We start from the raw sequence: 22,219 nt of genomic DNA, 5'->3' as shown, positions 1-22,219 counted from the left end.
TTAGCAGATCAAAAGACAGGCGACCTTTTCAAGGAATAGCATGAAAAAGATTGATGCGATTATTAAACCCTTCAAGCTGGACGATGTCCGTGAAGCACTGGCCGAAGTCGGTATTACCGGCATGACCGTGACCGAAGTGAAAGGCTTTGGGCGCCAGAAAGGCCACACTGAGCTGTATCGCGGTGCGGAATATATGGTGGATTTTCTGCCGAAGGTGAAAATTGAGATCGTCGTGCCGGACGACATTGTCGATATCTGCGTAGACACGATTATTCGTACGGCGCAAACCGGCAAAATTGGTGATGGTAAAATTTTCGTCTTTGACGTGGCACGGGTCATTCGTATCCGTACCGGTGAAGAGGACGACGCGGCAATTTAAACCGCGTCATGGTTGCCGGATGTTTCCATCCGGCAACATCAAATCACAGCACTTTATGCGGGCCAAAGCATTCGTAATGAATGTTTTCCTGCTTCACACCCAGGTCCACTAACTGTTTCGCGGCAAATTGCATGAAGCCGACCGGACCGCAGAGATAGAACTGCATGGCCGGATCGCTGAACGCACCTTCCAGTTTGCTCAAATCCATCAGACCTTCGCTATCAAACTGACCTTTAGCGCGATCGGCTTCGCTCGGCTGGCGATACCAGGTATGCGCGGTAAAGCGCGGTAGTGCTTGCCCCAGTTCCTTAACTTCATCAGCAAAGGCGTGAACATCGCCATTTTCTGCCGCGTGGAACCAGTTTACCTGGGCGTTATGGCCTGCTTTTGCCAGCGTATCGAGCATAGCCAGCATTGGCGTTTGCCCTACACCCGCAGAGATCAGTGTTACCGGCGTTTCATCTGTCACATCCATAAAGAAATCACCCGCCGGAGCAACCAGCTTTACGACATCGCCAACGTTGGCGTGATTGTGCAGCCAGTTGGATACCTGCCCGCCATCTTCGCGTTTCACCGCAATACGATAGCCTTTGCCATCAGGTTTACGGGTCAAAGAGTACTGACGAATTTCCTGATGCGGGAAACCTTCTGGTTTCAGCCAGACGCCGAGATATTGTCCCGGACGGTATTCTGCCACTGCGCCACCGTCGACCGGTTCCAGTTCGAAGCTGGTGATAAGAGCGCTGCGCGGTGTTTTAGCCACAATGCGGAAATCGCGAGTACCTTCCCAGCCACCGGCTTTGCTGGCGTTTTCGTTATAGATTTCTGCCTCGCGATTGATAAATACATTAGCCAGTACGCCATAGGCTTTACCCCACGCGTCCAGTACTTCCTGGCCTGGGCTGAACATTTCGTCCAGGGTCGCCAACAGGTGTTCGCCGACGATGTTGTACTGTTCCGGTTTGATCTGGAAACTGGTGTGCTTCTGCGCGATTTTTTCTACCGCTGGCAGCAGCGCAGGCAGGTTTTCAATATTACTGGCGTAGGCGGCAATAGCGTTAAACAGGGCTTCACGTTGATCGCCATTACGCTGGTTACTCATGTTAAAAATTTCTTTGAGTTCTGGGTTATGAGTAAACATACGGTCGTAGAAATGGGCGGTTAACTTTGGCCCTGTTTCCACCAGTAAAGGGATGGTGGCTTTTACTGTAGCGATGGTTTGAGCGTCAAGCATATGGTCTTCCTTTTTTTGCATCTTAATTGATGTATCTCAAATGCATCTTATAAAAAATAGCCCTGCACTGTAAATGGTTCTTTTGGTGTTTTTCATCAAGAATGTGATGAAGTGAAAAATTTGCATCACAAACCTGAAAAGAAATCCGTTTCCGGTTGCAGGCCCTTTATTCTCCAAAGCCTTGCACAGCTTGAAGGTAATCGTTTGCGTAAATTCCTTTGTCAAGACCTGTTATCGCACAATGATTCGGTTATACTGTTCGCCGTTGTCCATAAGGACCGCCAAAATTAGGCGAAAAAATTTTATTGTTAGCTGAGTCAGGAGATGCGGATGTTAAAGCGTGAAATGAACATTGCCGATTATGATGCCGAACTGTGGCAGGCTATGGAGCAGGAAAAAGTACGTCAGGAAGAGCACATCGAACTGATCGCCTCCGAAAACTACACCAGCCCGCGCGTAATGCAGGCGCAGGGTTCTCAGCTGACCAACAAATATGCTGAAGGTTATCCGGGCAAGCGCTACTACGGCGGTTGCGAGTATGTTGATATCGTCGAACAACTGGCGATCGATCGTGCGAAAGAGCTGTTCGGCGCTGACTACGCTAACGTTCAGCCGCACTCCGGCTCCCAGGCTAACTTTGCGGTCTACACCGCGCTGCTGGAACCAGGTGATACCGTACTGGGTATGAACCTGGCGCATGGCGGTCACCTGACTCACGGTTCTCCGGTTAACTTCTCCGGTAAACTGTACAACATCGTTCCTTACGGTATCGATGCTACCGGTCATATCGACTACGCTGATCTGGAAAAACAAGCCAAAGAACACAAACCGAAAATGATTATCGGCGGCTTCTCTGCATATTCCGGTGTGGTTGACTGGGCGAAAATGCGTGAAATCGCTGACAGCATCGGTGCTTACCTGTTCGTTGATATGGCGCACGTTGCGGGCCTGGTTGCCGCTGGCGTCTACCCGAACCCGGTTCCTCATGCTCACGTAGTTACTACCACTACTCACAAAACCCTGGCGGGTCCGCGCGGCGGCCTGATCCTGGCAAAAGGCGGTAGCGAAGAACTGTACAAAAAACTGAACTCTGCCGTTTTCCCTGGTGGTCAGGGCGGTCCGTTGATGCACGTAATCGCTGGTAAAGCTGTTGCTCTGAAAGAAGCGATGGAGCCTGAGTTCAAAACTTACCAGCAGCAGGTCGCTAAAAACGCTAAAGCGATGGTAGAAGTGTTCCTGGAACGCGGCTACAAAGTGGTTTCCGGTGGTACTGATAACCACCTGTTCCTGGTTGATCTGGTTGATAAAAACCTGACTGGTAAAGAAGCTGATGCCGCTCTGGGCCGTGCCAACATCACCGTGAACAAAAACAGCGTACCAAACGATCCGAAGAGCCCGTTTGTAACTTCTGGTATTCGTGTAGGTACTCCGGCGATTACGCGTCGTGGCTTCAAAGAAGCAGAAGCGAAAGAACTGGCTGGCTGGATGTGTGACGTGCTGGACAGCATCAATGATGACGCGGTTATCGAGCGCATCAAAGGTAAAGTTCTCGACATCTGCGCACGTTACCCGGTTTACGCGTAAGCGAAACGGTGATTTGCTGATAATGTGCTCGTTGTTCATGCCGGATGCGGCATGAACGCCTTATTCGGCCTACAAAACCTTGCAAATTCAATATATTGCAATATCCGTGTAGGCCTGATAAGCGTAGCGCATCAGGCAATCTTACGTTTGTGATCATCAAGGCTTCCTTCGGGAAGCCTTTCTACGTTATCGCGCCATCAAATCTGCCGTAACTGCGCCTCAACATACAAATAGCCAATTCCCAGCACCTGTTGTGCGCGACTTAATTGCCCAAAGCCAATTTGCGTCGCTTTCACGCTCGGTCCTTCATCACGGTCGAACGGGTTAAATCCTGTCTGGCGAATAATGGTATTAAGCCAGTTCACACCAAAGGCGCAACTGCGACCATACAGCCAAATCTGATTAATATTGAGGATGTTGAGGAAGTTATACAGACTCAAACCAATGGCGTTGGCAGAGCGGTCAACCCAGCTGGTGATCCACGGTTCTCCACTCTGCCAGGCGGCAATTAATTGCGCGGTAGTCAGTTTTTCCGGATCAAGCTGAGTATTGCCAGGTTGTGATTTTAGCCATACTCGCGCCTGTTTTTTTAATGCGCTTAATGAGGCGATGGTTTCCAGGCAGCCATAACGCCCGCAGCCGCAGGCAATACCATCGGGATTCACAATGGTGTGACCAATCTGCCCGCTACCATACAAACTACCGCGATAAATTTGCTCGTTAATCACGAACGACGAGCCAATGCCATAATCAACGTTGATCACGCAGAAATCCCGTCCCTGCGAATTATTTTGCCATTTCTCCGCCAGCGCCAGCATCACACAGTCATTATCGACCATCACCCGAATACCGAGCTTCTCTTCCAGCAGATACTTCACCTCAACTGGCGTTGTCCACGGTGCTTGCGGCATGGTTTGCGATACACCAGTTACCGGATCAACCTGACCGTGAATTGCCAGCGCCAGGTTGATGGTGCGGCCCGGCCACAGTTTGCGATGACGATGCCAGCATTTTTCGATTTCGGACAGCAGTGCCTGCGGTGTCGGTGCATCAATCTGAAAATATTCAAATTCGCCTTTCGGACTTAAACAAGCGTTAGCGACCTGGCACTCAATGCTGGTGGGCGTCACGTTCAGGCATAGCGTCCAGTCACCTTCCGGCGCAATCAGCCATGTGCCGCTGCTATGCCCGCGCGTCTGGCTTTCATCGTCGATATTCACCACCCGCTTTTCGTTTGCCAGCTCCTGCAAAATGTTACTGACCGCTGGAATCGAAATTTGCGCCAGCCGGGCGAGCGTCGATTTATTGGCACGTTTTTGCCGGTACAGCAGTTCCAGAATCACACATTTGTTATGGTGGCGGATCTGTTGATTGTTAATGCAGGCTCTCATCTTCACTAAACCTTGTTTAGTTAATTGCGTGATTATTCCGCGAAAACATTGCCAGATTGTTCAATACACTGCCACAAATCTTTTAATTCAGTATGTCTTGTTAATATTGAGGGCACCATGACTCCAGTAAAAGTGTGGCAAGAGCGCGTTGAGATCCCGACCTATGAAACCGGGCCGCAGGATATACATCCCATGTTCCTGGAAAATCGCGTTTATCAGGGATCGTCCGGCGCGGTTTATCCCTATGGCGTGACCGATACGCTGAGTGAGCAGAAAACCCTGAAATCCTGGCAGGCGGTGTGGCTGGAAAACGACTACATCAAAGTGATGATCCTGCCGGAGCTGGGCGGTCGCGTGCATCGCGCATGGGATAAAGTGAAACAGCGCGATTTTGTCTATCACAATGAAGTCATTAAACCTGCGCTGGTGGGGCTGCTGGGGCCGTGGATTTCGGGCGGGATTGAGTTTAACTGGCCACAACACCATCGCCCGACCACCTTTATGCCCGTTGATTTCACCATCGAAGCCCATGACGACGGCGCACAGACGGTGTGGGTCGGCGAAACGGAGCCGATGCACGGTTTACAAGTGATGACTGGTTTCACCCTGCGCCCTGACCGGGCGGCGCTGGAAATCGCCAGCCGCGTCTATAACGGCAACGCCACGCCGCGTCATTTCTTGTGGTGGGCCAACCCGGCAGTGAAAGGTGGTGAAGGGCATCAGAGCGTTTTCCCGCCGGATGTGACTGCGGTGTTTGATCACGGCAAACGGGCTGTTTCAGCTTTCCCTATCGCTACCGGCACTTACTATAAAGTGGACTACTCCGCCGGAGTGGACATTTCTCGCTATAAAAATGTGCCTGTTCCTACCTCATATATGGCCGAAAAATCGCAGTACGATTTTGTTGGCGCGTGGTGTCACGATGAAGATGGCGGTTTGCTGCACGTTGCCAACCACCATATTGCGCCAGGTAAAAAACAGTGGAGCTGGGGGCACAGTGAATTTGGCCAGGCGTGGGATAAGAGTCTGACCGACAATAACGGCCCGTATATCGAGCTGATGACCGGCATTTTTGCCGATAACCAACCCGATTTTACCTGGCTTGATGCTTACGAAGAGAAGCGTTTCGAGCAGTATTTCCTGCCTTATCATTCTCTGGGCATGGTGCAAAACGCCTCCCGCGATGCGGTGATTAAATTACAGCGTAGTGAGCGGGGGATTGAGTGGGGACTGTATGCCATCTCCCCGTTGAGTGGATATCGCCTGGCGATCCGTGAAATCGGCAAATGCAACGCGTTGCTCGATGATGCCGTGGCCCTGACGCCAGCGACCGCCATCCAGGGCGTGTTGCACGGTATCGATCCGGGCAGACTGACTATCGAACTTTCCGATGCGGATGGCAATATTGTGCTGAGTTATCAGGAACATCAGCCACAAGAGTTACCGCTGCCGGACGTCGCCAAAGCGCCACTGGCAGCGCAAGACATTACCAGTACAGATGAAGCCTGGTTTATCGGTCAGCATCTGGAGCAATACCATCACGCCAGCCGTTCACCGTTCGATTACTACCTGCGCGGCGTGGCGCTGGACCCGCTGGATTATCGCTGCAACCTGGCGCTGGCGATGCTGGAATATAACCGCGCAAATTTCCCGCAAGCGGTGGCGTATGCCAGTCAGGCGCTGAAACGCGCACATGCGCTGAACAAAAACCCGCAGTGCGGACAGGCAAGTTTGATTCGCGCCAGTGCTTACGAACGTCAGGGACAATATCAACACGCCGAAGAGGATTTCTGGCGAGCGGTCTGGAGCGGCAACAGTAAAGCGGGGGGCTATTACGGTCTGGCACGGCTGGCGGCGCGTAATGGTAACTTCGACGCTGGTCTGGATTTTTGCCAACAAAGTCTTCGCGCCTGCCCAACCAATCAGGAAGTGCTTTGCCTGCATAACCTGCTGCTGGTGTTAAGTGGTCGTCAGGACAATGCGCGTTTGCAGCGCGAGAAACTGCTGCGTGATTATCCGCTGAACGCCACTCTATGGTGGCTGAACTGGTTCGATGGTCGTAGCGAATCTGCATTCGCACAATGGCGAGGCCTGTGTCAGGGACGCGACGTTAACGCCCTGATGACCGCCGGGCAGTTAATTAACTGGGGCATGCCCGCTCTGGCGGCAGAGATGCTGAACGCACTGGACTGCCAGCGCACGCTGTCACTTTACCTGCAAGCCAGTTTGTTGCCGAAAGCTGAACGCGGCGAATTGATTGCGAAAGCCATTGATGTCTTTCCGCAGTTTGTCCGTTTCCCGAATACGCTGGAAGAAGTGGCGGCGCTGGAGAGTATCGAAGAGTGCTGGTTTGCCCGGCATTTACTGGCCTGTTTCTACTACAACAAGCGCCGCTACGGCAAAGCAATAGCCTTATGGCAACGTTGCGTAGAGATGTCGCCGGAGTTTGCCGACGGCTGGCGCGGGTTAGCGATCCATGCGTGGAATAAGCAACACGATTATGAGCTGGCCGCCCGTTATCTTGATAGTGCTTATCAGCTTGCGCCGCAGGATGCACGTCTGCTTTTCGAACGGGATTTGCTGGATAAGTTAAGCGGAGCCACACCGGAGAAACGACTGGCGCGTCTGGAAAATAATCTGGAAATTGCTCTGAAACGCGACGACATGACCGCAGAACTGCTCAATTTGTGGCATCTCACAGGTCAGGCCGACAAAGCGGCGGACATTCTCGCTACGCGCAAATTCCACCCGTGGGAAGGCGGGGAAGGGAAGGTCACCAGTCAGTTTATCCTTAACCAATTGTTACGCGCCTGGCAGCATCTTGATGCCAGACAGCCGCAGCAGGCCAGCGAACTGCTTCATGCCGCGCTGCATTATCCGGAGAATTTAAGCGAAGGCCGTTTACCGGGGCAAACTGACAACGACATCTGGTTCTGGCAGGCGATATGCGCCAAAGCCCTGGGCGATGAAACTGAAGCGACGCGTTGTTTACGTCTGGCGGCGACCGGCGATCGTACCATTAACATCCACAGTTATTACAACGATCAGCCGGTTGATTATCTCTTCTGGCAAGGAATGGCGCTGCGACTGCTGGGCGAACAGCAAACCGCACAGCAACTGTTTAGTGAAATGAAACAGTGGGCGCAAGAGATGGCGAAAACCAGTATCGAAGCGGATTTCTTTGCCGTCTCGCAACCTGACTTGTTGTCGCTGTATGGCGATTTACAACAGCAGCATAAAGAAAAATGCCTAATGGTGGCGATGCTGGCGGCAGCGGGATTAGGGGAGATTGCGCACTATGAATCTGCTCGCGCTGAATTGACGGCGATTAATCCAGCCTGGCCTAAAGCGGCATTATTCACCACCGTGATGCCTTTTATTTTTAACCGCGTTCACTAAACCCTATTAACTGTAATATTTGAGCGGCACGCGCTGCCGCTCACGCTCAAATAATTAAAATAAGCCGTTGTAAATAAAAACCCTACAGGAGGCACTATGCCTAAAAAAATGAGAACAACCCGTAATCTATTATTAATGGCTACGCTATTAGGTAGCGCACTATTTGCCAACGCTGCGGATAAAGAAATGACCATTGGCGCAATATACCTTGATACTCAGGGATATTACGCTGGTGTGCGTCAGGGTGTTCAGGATGCGGCAAAAGATTCCTCAGTACAGGTACAGTTAATAGAAACCAACGCTCAGGGCGATATTTCAAAAGAAAGTACTTTTGTAGATACCCTCGTGGCGCGTAATGTCGATGCCATTATTTTGTCAGCTGTTTCTGAAAATGGCAGTAGCCGTACCGTTCGTCGCGCCAGTGAGGCGGGTATTCCGGTGATTTGCTACAACACCTGTATTAATCAAAAGGGTGTCGATAAATATGTCTCGGCGTATTTGGTGGGCGATCCGCTGGAATTTGGTAAAAAACTGGGTAACGCTGCCGCCGATTATTTTATTGCCAACAAAATTGACCAGCCGAAAATTGCCGTTATCAATTGCGAAGCCTTTGAAGTTTGTGTGCAACGACGTAAAGGGTTTGAAGAAGTATTAAAAGCCCGCGTTCCCGGCGCGCAAATTGTCGCTAATCAGGAAGGGACTGTTTTAGATAAAGCGATTTCTGTCGGTGAAAAACTGATTATCTCCACGCCAGATCTCAACGCCATTATGGGGGAATCGGGCGGAGCGACACTCGGTGCGGTAAAAGCGGTGCGCAATCAAAATCAGGCCGGAAAAATTGCCGTTTTCGGTTCGGACATGACCACTGAAATTGCTCAGGAGCTGGAAAACAATCAGGTGCTGAAAGCGGTAGTGGATATTTCCGGTAAGAAAATGGGCAATGCTGTTTTCGCGCAAACATTGAAGGTTATCAATAAACAAGCCGACGGTGAAAAAGTGATTCAGGTGCCAATCGATCTCTATACCAAAACTGAAGACGGTAAACAGTGGCTGGCAACGCACGTTGATGGTCTGCCCTAATAGCTGATTCGCAGAGGTCCCTATGTTCACGGCAACAGAGGCAGTCCCGGTAGCAAAAGTGGTGGCAGGAAATAAGCGTTACCCCGGCGTCGTTGCGCTGGATAACGTTAACTTCACGCTCAATAAAGGCGAAGTTCGCGCGCTGTTAGGCAAAAACGGTGCGGGAAAATCGACCCTCATTCGAATGCTTACCGGTAGCGAACGTCCGGATAGCGGTGATATCTGGATTGGCGAGACGCGACTGGAAGGCGACGAAGCTACGCTGACTCGCCGTGCCGCTGAACTGGGAGTACGCGCGGTTTATCAGGAGTTAAGTCTGGTGGAAGGGCTGACGGTGGCAGAAAACCTCTGCCTTGGTCAATGGCCCCGCCGCAACGGCATGATTGATTACCCGCAAATGGCGCAGGATGCCCAACGTTGCTTACAGGCGCTGGGCGTTGACGTTAGCCCTGAACAACTTGTTTCAACACTAAGCCCGGCGCAAAAGCAACTGGTGGAAATTGCGCGGGTGATGAAGGGCGAGCCGCGCGTGGTCATCCTTGATGAACCCACCAGCTCGCTTGCCAGTGCGGAAGTTGAACTGGTGATCAGTGCTGTGAAAAAAATGTCGGCACTGGGCGTGGCGGTGATTTATGTCAGCCACCGGATGGAAGAAATCCGCCGTATCGCCTCTTGTGCCACCGTCATGCGCGACGGGCAGGTGGCGGGCGATGTGATGCTCGAAAACACCTCAACTCGCCATATTGTGTCGTTGATGCTCGGGCGCGATCACGTTGATATTGCGCCGGTTGCAGCTCAGGAGATTGCGGACCAGACCGTACTGGAAGTTCGCGCGTTACGCCACAGACCAAAACTTACGGAGATCAGTTTTTCCCTGCGTCGTGGCGAAGTGCTCGGCATTGCTGGCCTGCTGGGGGCAGGGCGCAGTGAATTGCTGAAAGCGATAGTTGGGCTGGAAGCGTATGAACAGGGCGAAATTGTTATCAACGGCGAGAAAATCACGCGCCCTGATTACGGCGACATGCTGAAACGCGGCATTGGCTATACGCCAGAAAACCGCAAAGAAGCGGGGATCATTCCCTGGCTGGGCGTTGACGAAAATACAGTGCTGACCAATCGGCAAAAAATCAGCGCCAACGGTGTGCTGCAATGGTCCACCATCCGCCGCCTGACCGAAGAGGTGATGCAGCGGATGACGGTCAAGGCCGCCAGTAGTGAAACACACATCGGCACGCTTTCTGGCGGTAATCAGCAAAAAGTGGTGATCGGTCGTTGGGTCTATGCCGCCAGCCAGATTTTGTTGCTCGACGAGCCAACGCGTGGCGTCGATATCGAAGCCAAACAGCAGATTTACCGTATTGTCCGCGAGCTGGCTGCCGAAGGAAAAAGCGTGGTGTTTATCTCCAGTGAAGTGGAGGAGTTACCGTTGGTGTGCGACCGCATTCTGTTGTTACAGCACGGTACGTTCTCGCAGGAATTTCACTCTCCGGTCAATGTGGATGAGCTGATGTCCGCCATTCTGTCTGTGCACTGATGAATTTTACCGAGGAACCTGAAGATGTCTGCTTCGTCATTACCATTGCCGCAGGGCAAGAGCGTCTCGCTCAAACAATTTGTCAGTCGCCATATTAATGAGATCGGTTTGCTGGTGGTGATTGCCATTTTGTATCTGGTCTTCTCCCTGAACGCGCCTGGCTTTATCTCATTGAATAACCAAATGAACGTGCTGCGCGATGCCGCCACCATTGGGATCGCCGCCTGGGCGATGACGCTGATTATTATCTCCGGGGAAATTGATGTCAGCGTTGGGCCGATGGTGGCTTTTGTCTCGGTGTGCCTGGCATTTTTGCTGCAATTTGAAGTTCCGCTGGCGATTGCTTGTCTGCTGGTGTTGCTGTTAGGCGCGCTGATGGGAACGCTGGCTGGGGTGCTGCGCGGTGTGTTTAACGTACCAAGTTTCGTTGCCACGCTGGGGCTGTGGAGCGCCCTGCGCGGAATGGGGCTGTTTATGACTAACGCCCTGCCAGTGCCGATTGACGAAAACGAGGTACTGGAGTGGCTGGGTGGACAATTTCTCGGGGTGCCGGTATCCGCGCTGATCATGATGGTGTTGTTTGCGCTGTTTGTGTTCATCAGCCGCAAAACCGCCTTCGGGCGCTCGGTTTTTGCCGTTGGCGGTAATGCTACGGCGGCGCAGTTGTGCGGCATCAACGTTCGTCGGGTGCGCATTCTTATCTTTACCCTTTCGGGATTATTAGCGGCGGTGACCGGCATTTTGTTGGCGGCGCGCCTCGGTTCTGGTAACGCAGGTGCGGCAAACGGTCTGGAGTTTGACGTCATCGCCGCGGTCGTGGTCGGCGGTACGGCACTTTCCGGCGGTCGCGGTTCCCTGTTCGGTACATTGCTTGGTGTGCTGGTGATTACGCTAATCGGTAACGGTCTGGTATTGCTCGGGATTAACTCCTTTTTCCAGCAGGTGGTACGCGGCGTCATCATCGTGGTGGCAGTCCTGGCGAATATCTTGCTGACCCAGCGAAGCAGTAAAGCGAAACGCTAAACCTTAACGCCCCTGGCGCGGGTGCGGCAGGGATGAAAATTAATCGTATTGTTAATGAGGGATTTATGAAAACGATGCTGGCAGCTTATTTACCAGGAAATTCGACCGTCGATCTGCGGGAAGTTGCGGTGCCGACGCCGGGGATTAACCAGGTACTGATCAAAATGAAATCCTCCGGGATATGCGGAAGCGATGTCCACTATATCTACCATCAACACCGCGCCACGGCGGCGGCGCCCGATAAACCGTTATACCAGGGCTTTATCAACGGTCATGAACCGTGCGGGCAAATTGTGGCGATGGGGCAAGGCTGTCGCCATTTTAAAGAGGGTGACCGCGTGCTGGTGTATCACATTTCTGGCTGTGGTTTTTGCCCGAACTGCCGCCGCGGCTTTCCTATCTCTTGTACTGGCAAAGGAAAAGCGGCTTACGGCTGGCAGCGTGACGGCGGTCATGCCGAATATCTGCTGGCGGAAGAAAAAGATCTGATCCTCCTGCCGGATGCACTGAGTTACGAAGATGGTGCGTTTATCAGTTGCGGCGTTGGCACGGCCTATGAAGGGGTTTTGCGCGGCGAAGTTTCTGGCAGCGATAACGTGCTGGTGGTCGGTCTGGGACCGGTCGGGATGATGGCGATGATGCTGGCGAAAGGTCGCGGTGCAAAACGGATCATCGGCGTTGATATGTTGCCGGAACGTCTGACGATGGCGAAACAGTTAGGGGTGATGGATCACGGTTATTTAGCGACGACCGAAGGTCTGCCGCAGATAATTGCTGAACTTACCCACGGTGGCGCGGATGTTGCGCTCGATTGTTCCGGTAATGCCGCAGGTCGCTTGCTGGCACTGCAATCCACTGCTGACTGGGGACGGGTGGTTTACATTGGTGAAACCGGAAAAGTGGAATTCGAGGTCAGCGCCGATCTGATGCACCATCAACGGCGGATTATTGGCTCCTGGGTGACCAGTTTGTTCCATATGGAAAAATGCGCCCACGATTTGACTGACTGGAAACTGTGGCCGCGTAACGCCATTACCCATCGTTTCTCGCTGGAACAGGCTGGAGATGCCTATGCGCTGATGGCGAGCGGCAAATGCGGGAAAGTTGTGATTAATTTCCCGGATTAAGGAGTTAGCGGATGACCATCTATACCTTATCTCACGGGCCGCTAAAGCTGGACGTTTCTGACCAGGGCGGCGTAATCGAAGGCTTCTGGCGTGATACGACGCCGCTGCTACGTCCTGGTAAAAAAAGCAGTGTGGCAACCGATGCCTCCTGTTTTCCGCTGGTGCCGTTTGCAAACAGGGTGAGCGGTAACCGTTTTGTCTGGCAGGGGCGTGAGCATCAACTGCAACCGAATGTTGAGTGGGATGCGCACTATCTGCACGGCGATGGCTGGTTGGGCGAGTGGCAATGTGTCTCGCGCAGCGATGATAGCTTGTGTCTGGTGTATGAACATCGCACGGGGGTTTATCACTATCGGGCGAGTCAGGCGTTTCATTTGACGGCGGATACGCTGACGGTCACGCTCTCTGTCACCAATCAAGGGGCAGAGACGCTGCCATTTGGTACCGGCTGGCATCCTTATTTTCCGTTGTCGCCGCAAACGCGGATTCAGGCACAGGCGAGCGGTTACTGGCTGGAGCGGGAGCAGTGGCTGGCGGGTGAGTTTTGCGAGCAGCTACCGCAGGAACTGGATTTCAACCAGCTCGCGCCGTTGCCGCGCCAGTGGGTGAACAATGGTTTTGCCGGATGGAATGGTCAGGCACGCATTGAGCAGCCGCAGGAGGGTTACGCCATTATCATGGAAACGACGCCGCCTGCGCCGTGCTATTTCATCTTTGTCTCCGATCCCGCGTTTGATAAAGGATATGCGTTTGATTTCTTCTGTCTGGAGCCGATGAGCCATGCGCCGGATGACCATCATCGCCCGGAAGGTGGTGACCTCATTGCGCTTGCGCCGGGGGAATCAACAACTTCAGAGATGTCGTTGCGGGTAGAGTGGCTGTAATTTATAAAATGCCGGATGCGGGTAATTTCGATTTTGTAGCACTCGGTGCACCCTGCCTGATGCGACGCTTATCGCGTCTTATCAGGCCTACAATCGGTGTTGGAACGGTAGGCGGATAAGGCGTTCACGCCGCATCCGACACTCGGCGCACGATGCCTGATGCGACGCTTGCCGCGTCTTATCAGGCCTACAATCGGTGCCGGAACGGTCGGCAGGATAAGGCGTTCACGCCGCATCCGGCATCTTTCCTAACGCCGATCGAGAGAAATTGCCCCCGGCCCGGTAATTGCCAGCAGCAGGAATGCGCCAGCAATGCTGATATTCTTCCAGAAATTAATCATATTTGGCCCAACCGCATCGCCAGTCATATCCCAGTAATGATGACCAATCACCGCAGTTCCCAGCGTGTAGAAAATAAACAGCACCGCCAGCGGACGGGTGAAAAAGCCAAGTATGATTAATATCGCGGCGGGTACTTCCATAATCACCGTAATAACTGCCGCCAGCATCGGCATCGGTGCGCCCAGCGAGGCCATATATTGTACCGTTCCGTCAAAGCCCATCATTTTGGGAAAACCAAAAATAATGAAAATTAAGATGACAGCGATACGGGCAATTAATAACAAAACGGGGCGGGCAGCACCAAAATCAAAATAACGTAGTGAGTTCATAACCAATCCCTTTGCAAGATAATGTGATTTAAACGTAATACACACTCTTGCACCTCGCCACGCCCCAGGCGTTGAGATATTCGCTAATTATCCTGGTTACAGTGATTTAAGCGCGATGTTCTCATCTGTCAGCCGTTTCGCATCAAACGTTTTACCGCTCTGGATCCATTTGCGGATTGGGCGAATCTCACGCCCCTGATTCAGCGTTACCGCGCCGATAAGCACACCGCTTTGCAGATTAAACCAAATCGCTTTCTGGGCTTCCGGGTTGCCACGACAAATCCAGTCATCGCCACGCATATTGCCAATAAACTGTAAGTTATCACTGTACTGATCGCTCCAGAACCACGGCGGCGGCAGTAGCGGAAGCGGTAGCCCCAACATTGCGGCTGCGGCAATTTGCGCCTGGTTATTGGCGTTTTCCCAGCTTTCGCAGCGGTGCAGCAGACCATTATCCAGACGAGTGATTGCCACATCGCCACCGGCAAAGATCGCGGGATCGCAGGTGCGGCAAGCCTCGTCAATGACAATACCATTGGCAGTATCAAGGTCGGCCTCGCGTGCCAGTTGGTCGTTGGCGCTGATACCAATACCGTAAATCACCACATCGGCCTGAAGCGTTTCGCCGTTTAGCAGCGTCAGCTCTACTTTCTCACCATTGACCACATGCTCAATGGCATTGTTGAGCAAGACGCGCACACCAGCCTGCTGATGGCGCTGCAAAAGATAGCGTTGCACGGGTGGTGGCGCATTGCGGCCCATGACGGTTGCTGCCAGTTCAATCACTGTCACCTTACATCCGCGCTGCGTGGCGCTGGCAGCCAGTTCCAGACCAATAGTTCCGGCACCGACAATCACTACTGACCGTTCAGCTTGTAGTGCTTCCCGTAGTCTGGCGGCATCACCGGCATGGCGCAGGGTAAAGCAGCGTTCTCCCAGTGCATCAAGTAACGGCAGTGGTCGGGCTGCCGCGCCCGTTGCTATAAAAAGCTGATCCCAGTGCCAACTTTCGCCGTTGGCTAACACTAACTGCCGTGTGTCGCGTCCCAATGTTTTGATGGTTACGCCAGAATGCAGATGAACGTTGTTTTCCTCCCACCAGATAGCGGGTAACACGGGCTGCAACTGCGGGGAATCCTCCAGTAACATGGTTTTCGAGAGCGGTGGTCGTTCATAAGGAAGATGTTGCTCATCGGAAAACAGGCGCAGCTCACCTGAGAATCCTTGCTGGCGTAGCGAGGCGGCGGCCATAGCTGCCGCTTGCCCGCCGCCGACAATAATGATTGTTTTTTCTTTCATGGCACGTCCTTAAAGATCCAGCCCAGCCGCTACGTGGCGAATTCCGCGAATGGCTAAACCGGCATCGGCGTTGATCATCACCCCACTTAATGCGCGATTATTGCGCCGCGATGCCAGCATCACGTACGGGCCGGTAAAATCCATCGGTTGCGGGAAAAATTGCAGCGGTAAAATGGCGGCAATTTTCTCCGGCGTCAGAGACTGCATTATCGAGGTTTCACTTTGCCCGAGCGCCTGTGGGCCGCGCAGATCGCTGGCCATACCGCACGGGCCGACGCCATTCACCCGTACTTTCGGTGCCAGTTCATAAGCCAGTTGGCGAATAAGCCCGGTTGCGGCATGTTTACTGGCGGTGTACAGCGGGCCACCGCCGCCGGGGTACCAGGCGGCATTTGACAGTGTGAAAATCATGCTGCCTTCACTGGCGATTAACGCCGGAGTGCAGGCTTTTGCGCCCAGCAGATAACCGAGTACGTTGACGTTAAACAGTTCATGGAAGCCGGTTTCGAGCGTCTCTGCGGGAGTATTAACCAGCGAGGCATTGTGATCCCAGATGCCCGCATTGCCGATAAAACAATCCAGCTTGCCGGAACGGGTCAGGATCTGATCGACCGCGCGTTGATAATCGGCATAACAGGTTACGTTGCCTTCCACCGCCAGAATATGTTCACCAAATCGCTGACGCAGACTGGCGACTTTCGCCGCCGACAGTTCCAGCGTGGCAACCTGTGCGCCTTCTTCGATAAATCGCTCGACCAGCGCCAGGCCTAATCCCGAGCCTCCGCCGGTAATAAAAATGGATTCGTTATGCAGATCGCTCATGGCTGCGCCTCCGGTAAGTCGATGAAGATGTCACCACCTTCAACGTGTACTGGATAAGTGGTTAGCGGATCGGTGGCGGGCAGACATAATGCTTTGCCCGTTTTCAGGCAAAAACTGGCGGCGTGCAGTGGGCATTCCACCGTTGCGTCGTCTTCCAGATACCCTTCTGACATCGACGCATTACCATGACTGCAACGATCGTTAATGGCATAAAACTCGCCGCCGACGTTGAACAGGGCGATGACGGGCGAGGTATCGATCCGGAGAGCCTCACCCTCCGGCACATCCGCAACGGGACACGCATAAATTCGATTCATCAGAACAGTACACTCAGGTTATGGGAGGAGATGACCGCTTGATCCAGGACGATATCCCGTTCCAGTAAGCGCCAGTTCCCGTCTTCCAGACGGCGAACTTTGTCGAAACGCGTTCCAACATAGAACGTTTCATCGCGCTCTTTTTGTGCCCGGTAGAGCAAATAATTCACCCGCACGGCGAATACGTTTGGGATGTCGGTTTCGCTTATCTGGCAGTTGCTGATTAAGTGGCGGGTGCGTGACGGCGGTTCTTCCGCCCAGGCCATGCCCGTTTCCAGTCGCGCGATTCGCCGCTCCAACTGGTCTTTGGTGTCATTAAAAATCCAGGTTGTCGGCGGCTGAACGCCTTTGCGGCGGTCGCGTGTTTGCGCGTTAACTGTGGTGCGCATGGTGTAACGAATCTCTTCGTCGAGCTGCGCAAGCCAGTCACGAAATTTCCAGTCATCCAGTAAGCTGGCTTCGTGAAAGAGAAACTGACTAATACGGTGATGTAACTCCAGCGAAACTAAGGCACTCATTTCATCACCTCCTGCTGGTAAGCGGCGGTTTTATCGAGCACGTCCTGCCAGCTTTCGCTACTCAGGAGATCGGCCCAGCGTTGGTACATTCCACGGGCGGCCGTTTCTGAGAAGATATAGTTAGTAATGCCAGGAATGCCGTCGTCGCGACGTTTTTCCTGACCGAGCCCCATTTCCAGACACAGTTTGCTGTTGCGAGCGCGGTGGCCTTTCAGCAGTTTCTGGATTTCACACCAGTTTTCGGAGTCATCCTGCTCGAGAAAACCAGCCGGACCAAAAGCGCGGGTGGCACTGTTTTCAAAAGCGGCTTTAACTTCATCGGAGGCGGCTTTGTCGGTGATACAGAACGCCCACACTTCTACCTGGTCGGGGCCGCGCGGATGCCAGACGCGGAGCGTGGCAGTGCCGTTGAGCCAGGAAAGTGTCGGGAAGATGTTGTTATGACCAGCCAGGCGCAGGGCGCGAACTTCACCTAAACGTTGTTCCGCCTCGGCGTAGGTTTCGCGGTAATAGCTGGAAACTGCGCCATCAACCCAGACATTAGCATCCGGTTTTTCAGTAAAGAAGAAACCGCTGCCGTGACCGTCCTGACCAAATTGCAGGGCATCTTTAGCGGTTTCCCATACCGGGCGAGCGGTTTGCCCATCGCCGAGGCGTTTATCACTGCCATCATCTTTTGCTCCTAATACCTGAACGGCAGAAGCGTGGCTGAACAGAGCATGATATTGGTCGCTGGCGAATTGCTCCGCCGGGAATTTCCAGTTGCAGTTGATAACCCATTTCTGTACACCGCCGACAATTTCGGTGCCGCCTTCGCGACGATCCAGCATGCCATCCAGATACCAGGCAATGTCACCAAGGTAATCACGCAGGCCCGGTGCAGTGGTGTCCCAGTTGCCAAAAATCAACCCTTTATAACTTTCTACGCAGGGAACTTCGTTTAATCCCCAGTGGGATTTACACAGACCTTGCGGGTAGGCGCGAGGTTCCAGCGGTACGTCGATTAACTCGCCATTAATGCCGTAAGACCAGCCGTGATATGGGCAAGTGAAGGCGCGAGTATTGCCGCAATCGGCATAGCTCACGCGCATGGCCCGGTGGCGGCACTGGTTGAGAAACGCCTTAATGCTGCCGTCTTTCTGGCGCACCACGACAACCGCATCTTCCCCCATGTAGGTGTTAAAGAAATCACCGGGTTTTGGGATCTGGCTTTCGTGGGCGAGAAATAACCAGCAACGGCCGAAAATACGTTCAAGCTCCAGTTGGTAAATATCCGGGTCGGTATAAATACGCGGAGTGACCCGACCGTTTTGGGTGTCAATCAGTTGGTAAATGTTCAAATCTGAGGGGGTGGTCATATTTTTTAATCCTGAAAGATAAGATGTATTGACCTTCTATTTTTGTGCCATAAGGATGTTGCTGGTTGGTTGCTTATATGTGAAATAGTTAATTTCTACCAACTGAGACGTTTTTTCGATAACAAGGGGAAGGTGATGGAACTACGGCATTTACGCTATTTCGTCGCAGTAGCTCAGGCGCTGAACTTCACTCGTGCGGCGGAAAAACTGCATACCTCACAACCTTCGTTAAGCAGCCAGATCCGCGATCTCGAAAACTGTGTCGGTGTTCCGTTACTGGTGAGGGATAAGCGCAAAGTCGCGTTGACGGCGGCGGGAGAATGTTTTCTCCAGGACGCGCAGGCAATTCTCGAACAAGCGGAAAATGCCAAACAACGGGCGCGGAAAATTGTTCAGGAAGATAAGCATTTAACCATCGGTTTTGTGCCATCGGCGGAAGTGAATTTACTGCCAAAAGTATTGCCCATGTTCCGACTGAAGCAGCCAGAAACCTTGATCGAGTTGGTGAGTTTAATTACCACGGAACAGGAAGAAAAAATTCGCCGTGGTGAACTGGACGTCGGCTTAATGCGGCATCCTGTCTATAGCCCGGAGATTGATTATCTGGAACTTTTTGACGAACCATTAGTGGTGGTGTTGCCGGTTGATCATCCTTTAGCACAAGAAAAAGAGATCACCGCCGCGCAGCTTAATGGCGTTAATTTCGTCAGTACCGATCCGGCGTATTCCGGCTCGCTTGCACCGATTGTTAAAACCTGGTTTGCGCAAGAAAACAGCCAGCCAAATATTGTACAGGTGGCAACTAATATTCTGGTGACCATGAATCTGGTGGGGATGGGGCTGGGCGTCACTTTGATACCCGGTTATATGAATAATTTTAATACCGGGCAGGTTGTTTTTCGGCCCATTGCCGGAAATGTGCCTTCCATTGCTTTACTGATGGCGTGGAAGAAAGGGGGGATGAAACCGGCGTTACGTGATTTCATCGCCATTGTGCAGGAACGTTTGGCAAGCGTAACGGCATAATTACGCATTATTTTTGCAAGATGCGTCGCAGGTCGCATCTTTTTGTCATTTCCTGATATGCATGACAATTGGCGGGAAGCGGACTCGAATATTCTTATTTTTCAACTTGCACCAACATTCGATTAACTCCAGACTAACGCCTCCTGACGGGAGGGACTCATGGTTTTGCAATCCACGCGCTGGTTGGCGCTCGGTTATTTCACATACTTTTTTAGCTACGGTATTTTTCTACCTTTCTGGAGCGTCTGGCTTAAGGGGATTGGCTTAACGCCAGAAACCATCGGCCTGTTGTTGGGGGCCGGGCTGGTTGCCCGTTTTCTCGGTAGTTTGATAATTGCGCCTCGCGTCAGCGATCCTTCTCGCCTGATTTCTGCGCTGCGTGTGCTGGCGTTGCTGACGCTACTCTTTGCCATCGCCTTCTGGGCGGGTGCGCATGTGGCGTGGTTGATGGTGGTGATGGTTGGTTTTAACCTCTTTTTCTCACCGCTGGTACCGTTGACCGATGCACTGGCGAATACGTGGCAAAAGCAGTTCCCGCTTGATTATGGCAAAGTGCGACTTTGGGGCTCGGTGGCTTTTGTCATTGGCTCGGCGCTGACGGGCAAACTGGTCACTATGTTTGATTATCGGGTGATCCTCGCGCTGTTGACGTTGGGCGTGGCATCCATGCTGCTCGGCTTTCTTATCCGTCCGACGATTCAGCCACAAGGGGCAAGCCGTCAGCAGGAGAGCACGGGGTGGCCAGCGTGGTTGGCGCTGGTCCGCCAGAACTGGCGTTTTCTGGCCTGCGTTTGTTTATTGCAGGGGGCGCATGCGGCCTATTACGGTTTTAGCGCTATTTACTGGCAGGCAGCTGGCTACTCGGCCTCGGCGGTGGGCTATTTGTGGTCGCTGGGCGTGGTGGCAGAAGTCATTATCTTTGCGCTGAGTAATAAACTTTTCCGCCGTTGTAGCGCCCGTGATATGTTGCTGATCTCGGCAGTATGTGGGGTATTGCGTTGGGGAATTATGGGGGCAACCACTGAGCTACCGTGGTTGATTATGGTGCAAATTTTGCATTGCGGCACCTTCACCGTGTGCCACCTGGCGGCCATGCGCTACATTGCCGCTCGTCAGGGAAGTGAGGTTATCCGCTTGCAGGCAGTTTATTCTGCCGTCGCTATGGGCGGCAGTATCGCCATCATGACCGTCTTCGCCGGTTTCCTGTATCAATATCTGGGGCATGGCGTGTTCTGGGTGATGGCATTGGTGGCGTTTCCGGCAATGTTTTTGCGCCCGAAAGTCGTTCCCTCATGTTGATTCAAGTATTTTGCGGATCTGTTCCTGTTGATGTGCCGTCAGGGTCAGATCCGTATAAATCAGCGGTGGTGAAAAAAGCGGTAGCGGCATGGTATAAGGCGCAATAATAAGCGCGGTGTTGCGCGGCGCGCCAATCTGCAAAAATGTCTTCACAGACATGTGTTTAATATTGAGCGGCAGTATCGTTAGTTCACGCAATTGCAGCTCAATATTTGCTTCTCGTTCGCTGTCATTGCCCGTCAGCAAAATAATCTGTTTTTCGTGAATTTCATTTGCCTGCATCAGCCATGCACCGAAAATCACTGCCACCAGACAACTTTCTTCATCGGAAAGACTGACGTTGTACTCATTTTCAAACCCGACCAGCGCTTCGCGGGTGGTGTGCACGAGCCGTGGATAAAGTCGACGGAACTCTTCCGGTAAAGTGTTATCAATGCCGATAGAAAACAAACAGCGGTTTAACGCCTGGGCGAGGTGAGTATAAAGCTGGTAGCACAACCCCTGTTCATCATAGAAACGGACATTACTCAACTGCCGAAAATGCTGTACCAGACGGTTAATTGACAGGCGCAACTGTTTGCCATGCTGATGGGTGTCTCGCAGTGGATCGGGAACCCGCAACATGGAAAAAAGTAATGCCATAAATAGCGGCTCATCAGGGGGGACAGGTTGACGCGCCCGCCGTTGCCAGTGGCGGCCAATTTCCTGTGCAACCTGAAATTCAATGCAAGATTCCAACCAGTGACGTTGCAGCGGGTTAAACAGAGGCGAGATTCCGGCATGGTGTTGCAATAAGCAATATTGCAGATACAAACACAGGAAATGAACATCACGCGCGTCAAAGCGTTTTTGCAGCCTTCGCGAGCAGAGATTAACTAACGCCAGTAGATTGGTGTCGTCATAAAAATTACGAGCAATCCCCCGACGCTTTAGCTCCCCCTTTAACGCGGGCGTAAAATGGCTGCTGATAAATGACGGACAAAGACGAAAAGCGCGTCGTAGCCAATGAAATAAACATAAGCGTTGATTAAGTATTGTGCCTTCAATCCGGTAGCTCCCGTCATATCCAGTTGTAATGGTGAGTTGATGATAGCGCTGGATCTCCCGTCCTGTTTCGCTGATATCGCGACCCACCATTTCATCATCCACACCATTAATCTCGCTGAAAGTTGCCGTGGTGGCGCTCAACCCCGGCTGGAACAGCGTCAGCAATACCTGGCAACGGCGCTGGGGAGCTGAAAGTACAGATGGTGGGGCAAGTGTAGGTATCATCT

The 22,219-nt window shown here is 52.6% G+C and carries 19 protein-coding genes; 10 read left to right on the top strand and 9 right to left on the bottom strand.

Annotated elements, in window-relative coordinates; all coding sequences use genetic code 11:
• Positions 1-40: 40 nt before the first annotated feature.
• Entirely contained in the window at positions 41-379 is a 339-nt protein-coding gene (gene glnB / locus FEM44_RS02755; protein WP_000717691.1) for a nitrogen regulatory protein P-II, read from the top strand.
• 43 nt (positions 380-422) lie between these two features.
• Here the strand turns inward: glnB and hmpA are convergent, their stop codons facing one another.
• Positions 423-1,613, bottom strand: coding sequence for an NO-inducible flavohemoprotein (gene hmpA / locus FEM44_RS02750; protein WP_138158852.1), 1,191 nt, complete (start codon positions 1,611-1,613; stop codon positions 423-425).
• Between the two features lie 330 nt (positions 1,614-1,943).
• Between hmpA and glyA the strand changes: the two genes are divergently transcribed.
• Positions 1,944-3,197 (top strand): serine hydroxymethyltransferase, encoded by a 1,254-nt coding sequence (glyA, locus tag FEM44_RS02745; protein ID WP_135521505.1) that lies wholly within the window; start codon positions 1,944-1,946, stop codon positions 3,195-3,197.
• Between the two features lie 197 nt (positions 3,198-3,394).
• Here glyA and FEM44_RS02740 read toward each other — a convergent pair whose 3' ends face one another.
• Positions 3,395-4,588: an ROK family protein gene (locus FEM44_RS02740; protein WP_135521508.1), complete on the bottom strand. Its 1,194-nt coding sequence runs from the start codon at positions 4,586-4,588 to the stop codon at positions 3,395-3,397.
• 117 nt (positions 4,589-4,705) lie between these two features.
• On the opposite strand from FEM44_RS02740, the gene FEM44_RS02735 reads away from it, so the two are divergent.
• The 6 genes from FEM44_RS02735 (at position 4,706) to FEM44_RS02710 (ending at position 13,635) form a co-directional block, all read left to right on the top strand.
• On the top strand, positions 4,706-7,987 hold the full coding sequence (locus FEM44_RS02735) for a DUF5107 domain-containing protein (RefSeq protein ID WP_135521510.1): 3,282 nt from the start codon (positions 4,706-4,708) through the stop codon (positions 7,985-7,987).
• A gap of 96 nt (positions 7,988-8,083) precedes the next feature.
• Positions 8,084-9,067, top strand: a complete 984-nt coding sequence (locus FEM44_RS02730; protein WP_105268353.1) for a substrate-binding domain-containing protein — start codon at positions 8,084-8,086, stop codon at positions 9,065-9,067.
• Between the two features lie 22 nt (positions 9,068-9,089).
• On the top strand, positions 9,090-10,601 hold the full coding sequence (locus tag FEM44_RS02725) for a sugar ABC transporter ATP-binding protein (RefSeq protein ID WP_135521513.1): 1,512 nt from the start codon (positions 9,090-9,092) through the stop codon (positions 10,599-10,601).
• A gap of 24 nt (positions 10,602-10,625) precedes the next feature.
• Positions 10,626-11,624, top strand: coding sequence for an ABC transporter permease (locus tag FEM44_RS02720; RefSeq protein WP_138158850.1), 999 nt, complete (start codon positions 10,626-10,628; stop codon positions 11,622-11,624).
• Positions 11,625-11,656: 32 nt separating this feature from the next.
• Positions 11,657-12,751: a zinc-dependent alcohol dehydrogenase family protein gene (locus FEM44_RS02715; RefSeq protein ID WP_167850648.1), complete on the top strand. Its 1,095-nt coding sequence runs from the start codon at positions 11,657-11,659 to the stop codon at positions 12,749-12,751.
• Positions 12,752-12,762: 11 nt separating this feature from the next.
• A complete protein-coding gene (locus FEM44_RS02710; RefSeq protein ID WP_135521516.1) occupies positions 12,763-13,635 on the top strand; it encodes an aldose 1-epimerase in 873 nt (290 codons plus the stop codon).
• A 248-nt stretch (positions 13,636-13,883) separates the two neighbouring features.
• Here FEM44_RS02710 and FEM44_RS02705 read toward each other — a convergent pair whose 3' ends face one another.
• The 6 genes from FEM44_RS02705 to hcaE all read right to left on the bottom strand — a co-directional run bounded on the left by FEM44_RS02705 (position 13,884) and on the right by hcaE (position 18,620).
• On the bottom strand, positions 13,884-14,306 hold the full coding sequence (locus FEM44_RS02705; protein WP_135521520.1) for a DoxX family protein: 423 nt from the start codon (positions 14,304-14,306) through the stop codon (positions 13,884-13,886).
• 96 nt (positions 14,307-14,402) lie between these two features.
• Positions 14,403-15,605: a phenylpropionate dioxygenase ferredoxin reductase subunit gene (gene hcaD / locus FEM44_RS02700; RefSeq protein ID WP_135521523.1), complete on the bottom strand. Its 1,203-nt coding sequence runs from the start codon at positions 15,603-15,605 to the stop codon at positions 14,403-14,405.
• 9 nt (positions 15,606-15,614) lie between these two features.
• On the bottom strand, positions 15,615-16,427 hold the full coding sequence (gene hcaB, locus FEM44_RS02695; protein WP_135521526.1) for a 3-phenylpropionate-dihydrodiol/cinnamic acid-dihydrodiol dehydrogenase: 813 nt from the start codon (positions 16,425-16,427) through the stop codon (positions 15,615-15,617).
• Positions 16,424-16,744, bottom strand: coding sequence for a bifunctional 3-phenylpropionate/cinnamic acid dioxygenase ferredoxin subunit (locus FEM44_RS02690; protein WP_001080102.1), 321 nt, complete (start codon positions 16,742-16,744; stop codon positions 16,424-16,426). Before FEM44_RS02690 ends, hcaB begins: the two co-directional genes overlap by 4 nt.
• Positions 16,744-17,262 carry a 3-phenylpropionate/cinnamic acid dioxygenase subunit beta gene (gene hcaF, locus FEM44_RS02685; protein WP_135521528.1) on the bottom strand — a complete coding sequence of 173 codons (519 nt, stop codon included), beginning with the start codon at positions 17,260-17,262 and terminating at the stop codon, positions 16,744-16,746. The genes FEM44_RS02690 and hcaF overlap by 1 nt, the downstream gene beginning before the upstream one ends.
• Positions 17,259-18,620 carry a 3-phenylpropionate/cinnamic acid dioxygenase subunit alpha gene (gene hcaE / locus FEM44_RS02680; RefSeq protein ID WP_130258868.1) on the bottom strand — a complete coding sequence of 454 codons (1,362 nt, stop codon included), beginning with the start codon at positions 18,618-18,620 and terminating at the stop codon, positions 17,259-17,261. The genes hcaF and hcaE overlap by 4 nt, the downstream gene beginning before the upstream one ends.
• Positions 18,621-18,755: 135 nt before the next feature.
• Between hcaE and hcaR the strand changes: the two genes are divergently transcribed.
• Positions 18,756-19,646: a DNA-binding transcriptional regulator HcaR gene (gene hcaR, locus FEM44_RS02675; RefSeq protein WP_130214633.1), complete on the top strand. Its 891-nt coding sequence runs from the start codon at positions 18,756-18,758 to the stop codon at positions 19,644-19,646.
• Positions 19,647-19,805: 159 nt separating this feature from the next.
• Positions 19,806-20,945: a 3-phenylpropionate MFS transporter gene (locus tag FEM44_RS02670; protein WP_135488942.1), complete on the top strand. Its 1,140-nt coding sequence runs from the start codon at positions 19,806-19,808 to the stop codon at positions 20,943-20,945.
• Here the strand turns inward: FEM44_RS02670 and csiE are convergent.
• On the bottom strand, positions 20,937-22,217 hold the full coding sequence (gene csiE, locus FEM44_RS02665) for a stationary phase inducible protein CsiE (RefSeq protein ID WP_135521531.1): 1,281 nt from the start codon (positions 22,215-22,217) through the stop codon (positions 20,937-20,939). The genes FEM44_RS02670 and csiE overlap by 9 nt on opposite strands.
• Positions 22,218-22,219 lie beyond the last annotated feature (2 nt).

This window comes from Escherichia sp. E4742 (assembly GCF_005843885.1).
Classification (GTDB): domain Bacteria; phylum Pseudomonadota; class Gammaproteobacteria; order Enterobacterales; family Enterobacteriaceae; genus Escherichia.
The sequence above is the reverse complement of the archived record's forward strand: the minus strand, read 5'-3'. Positions and strand labels throughout refer to the sequence as shown.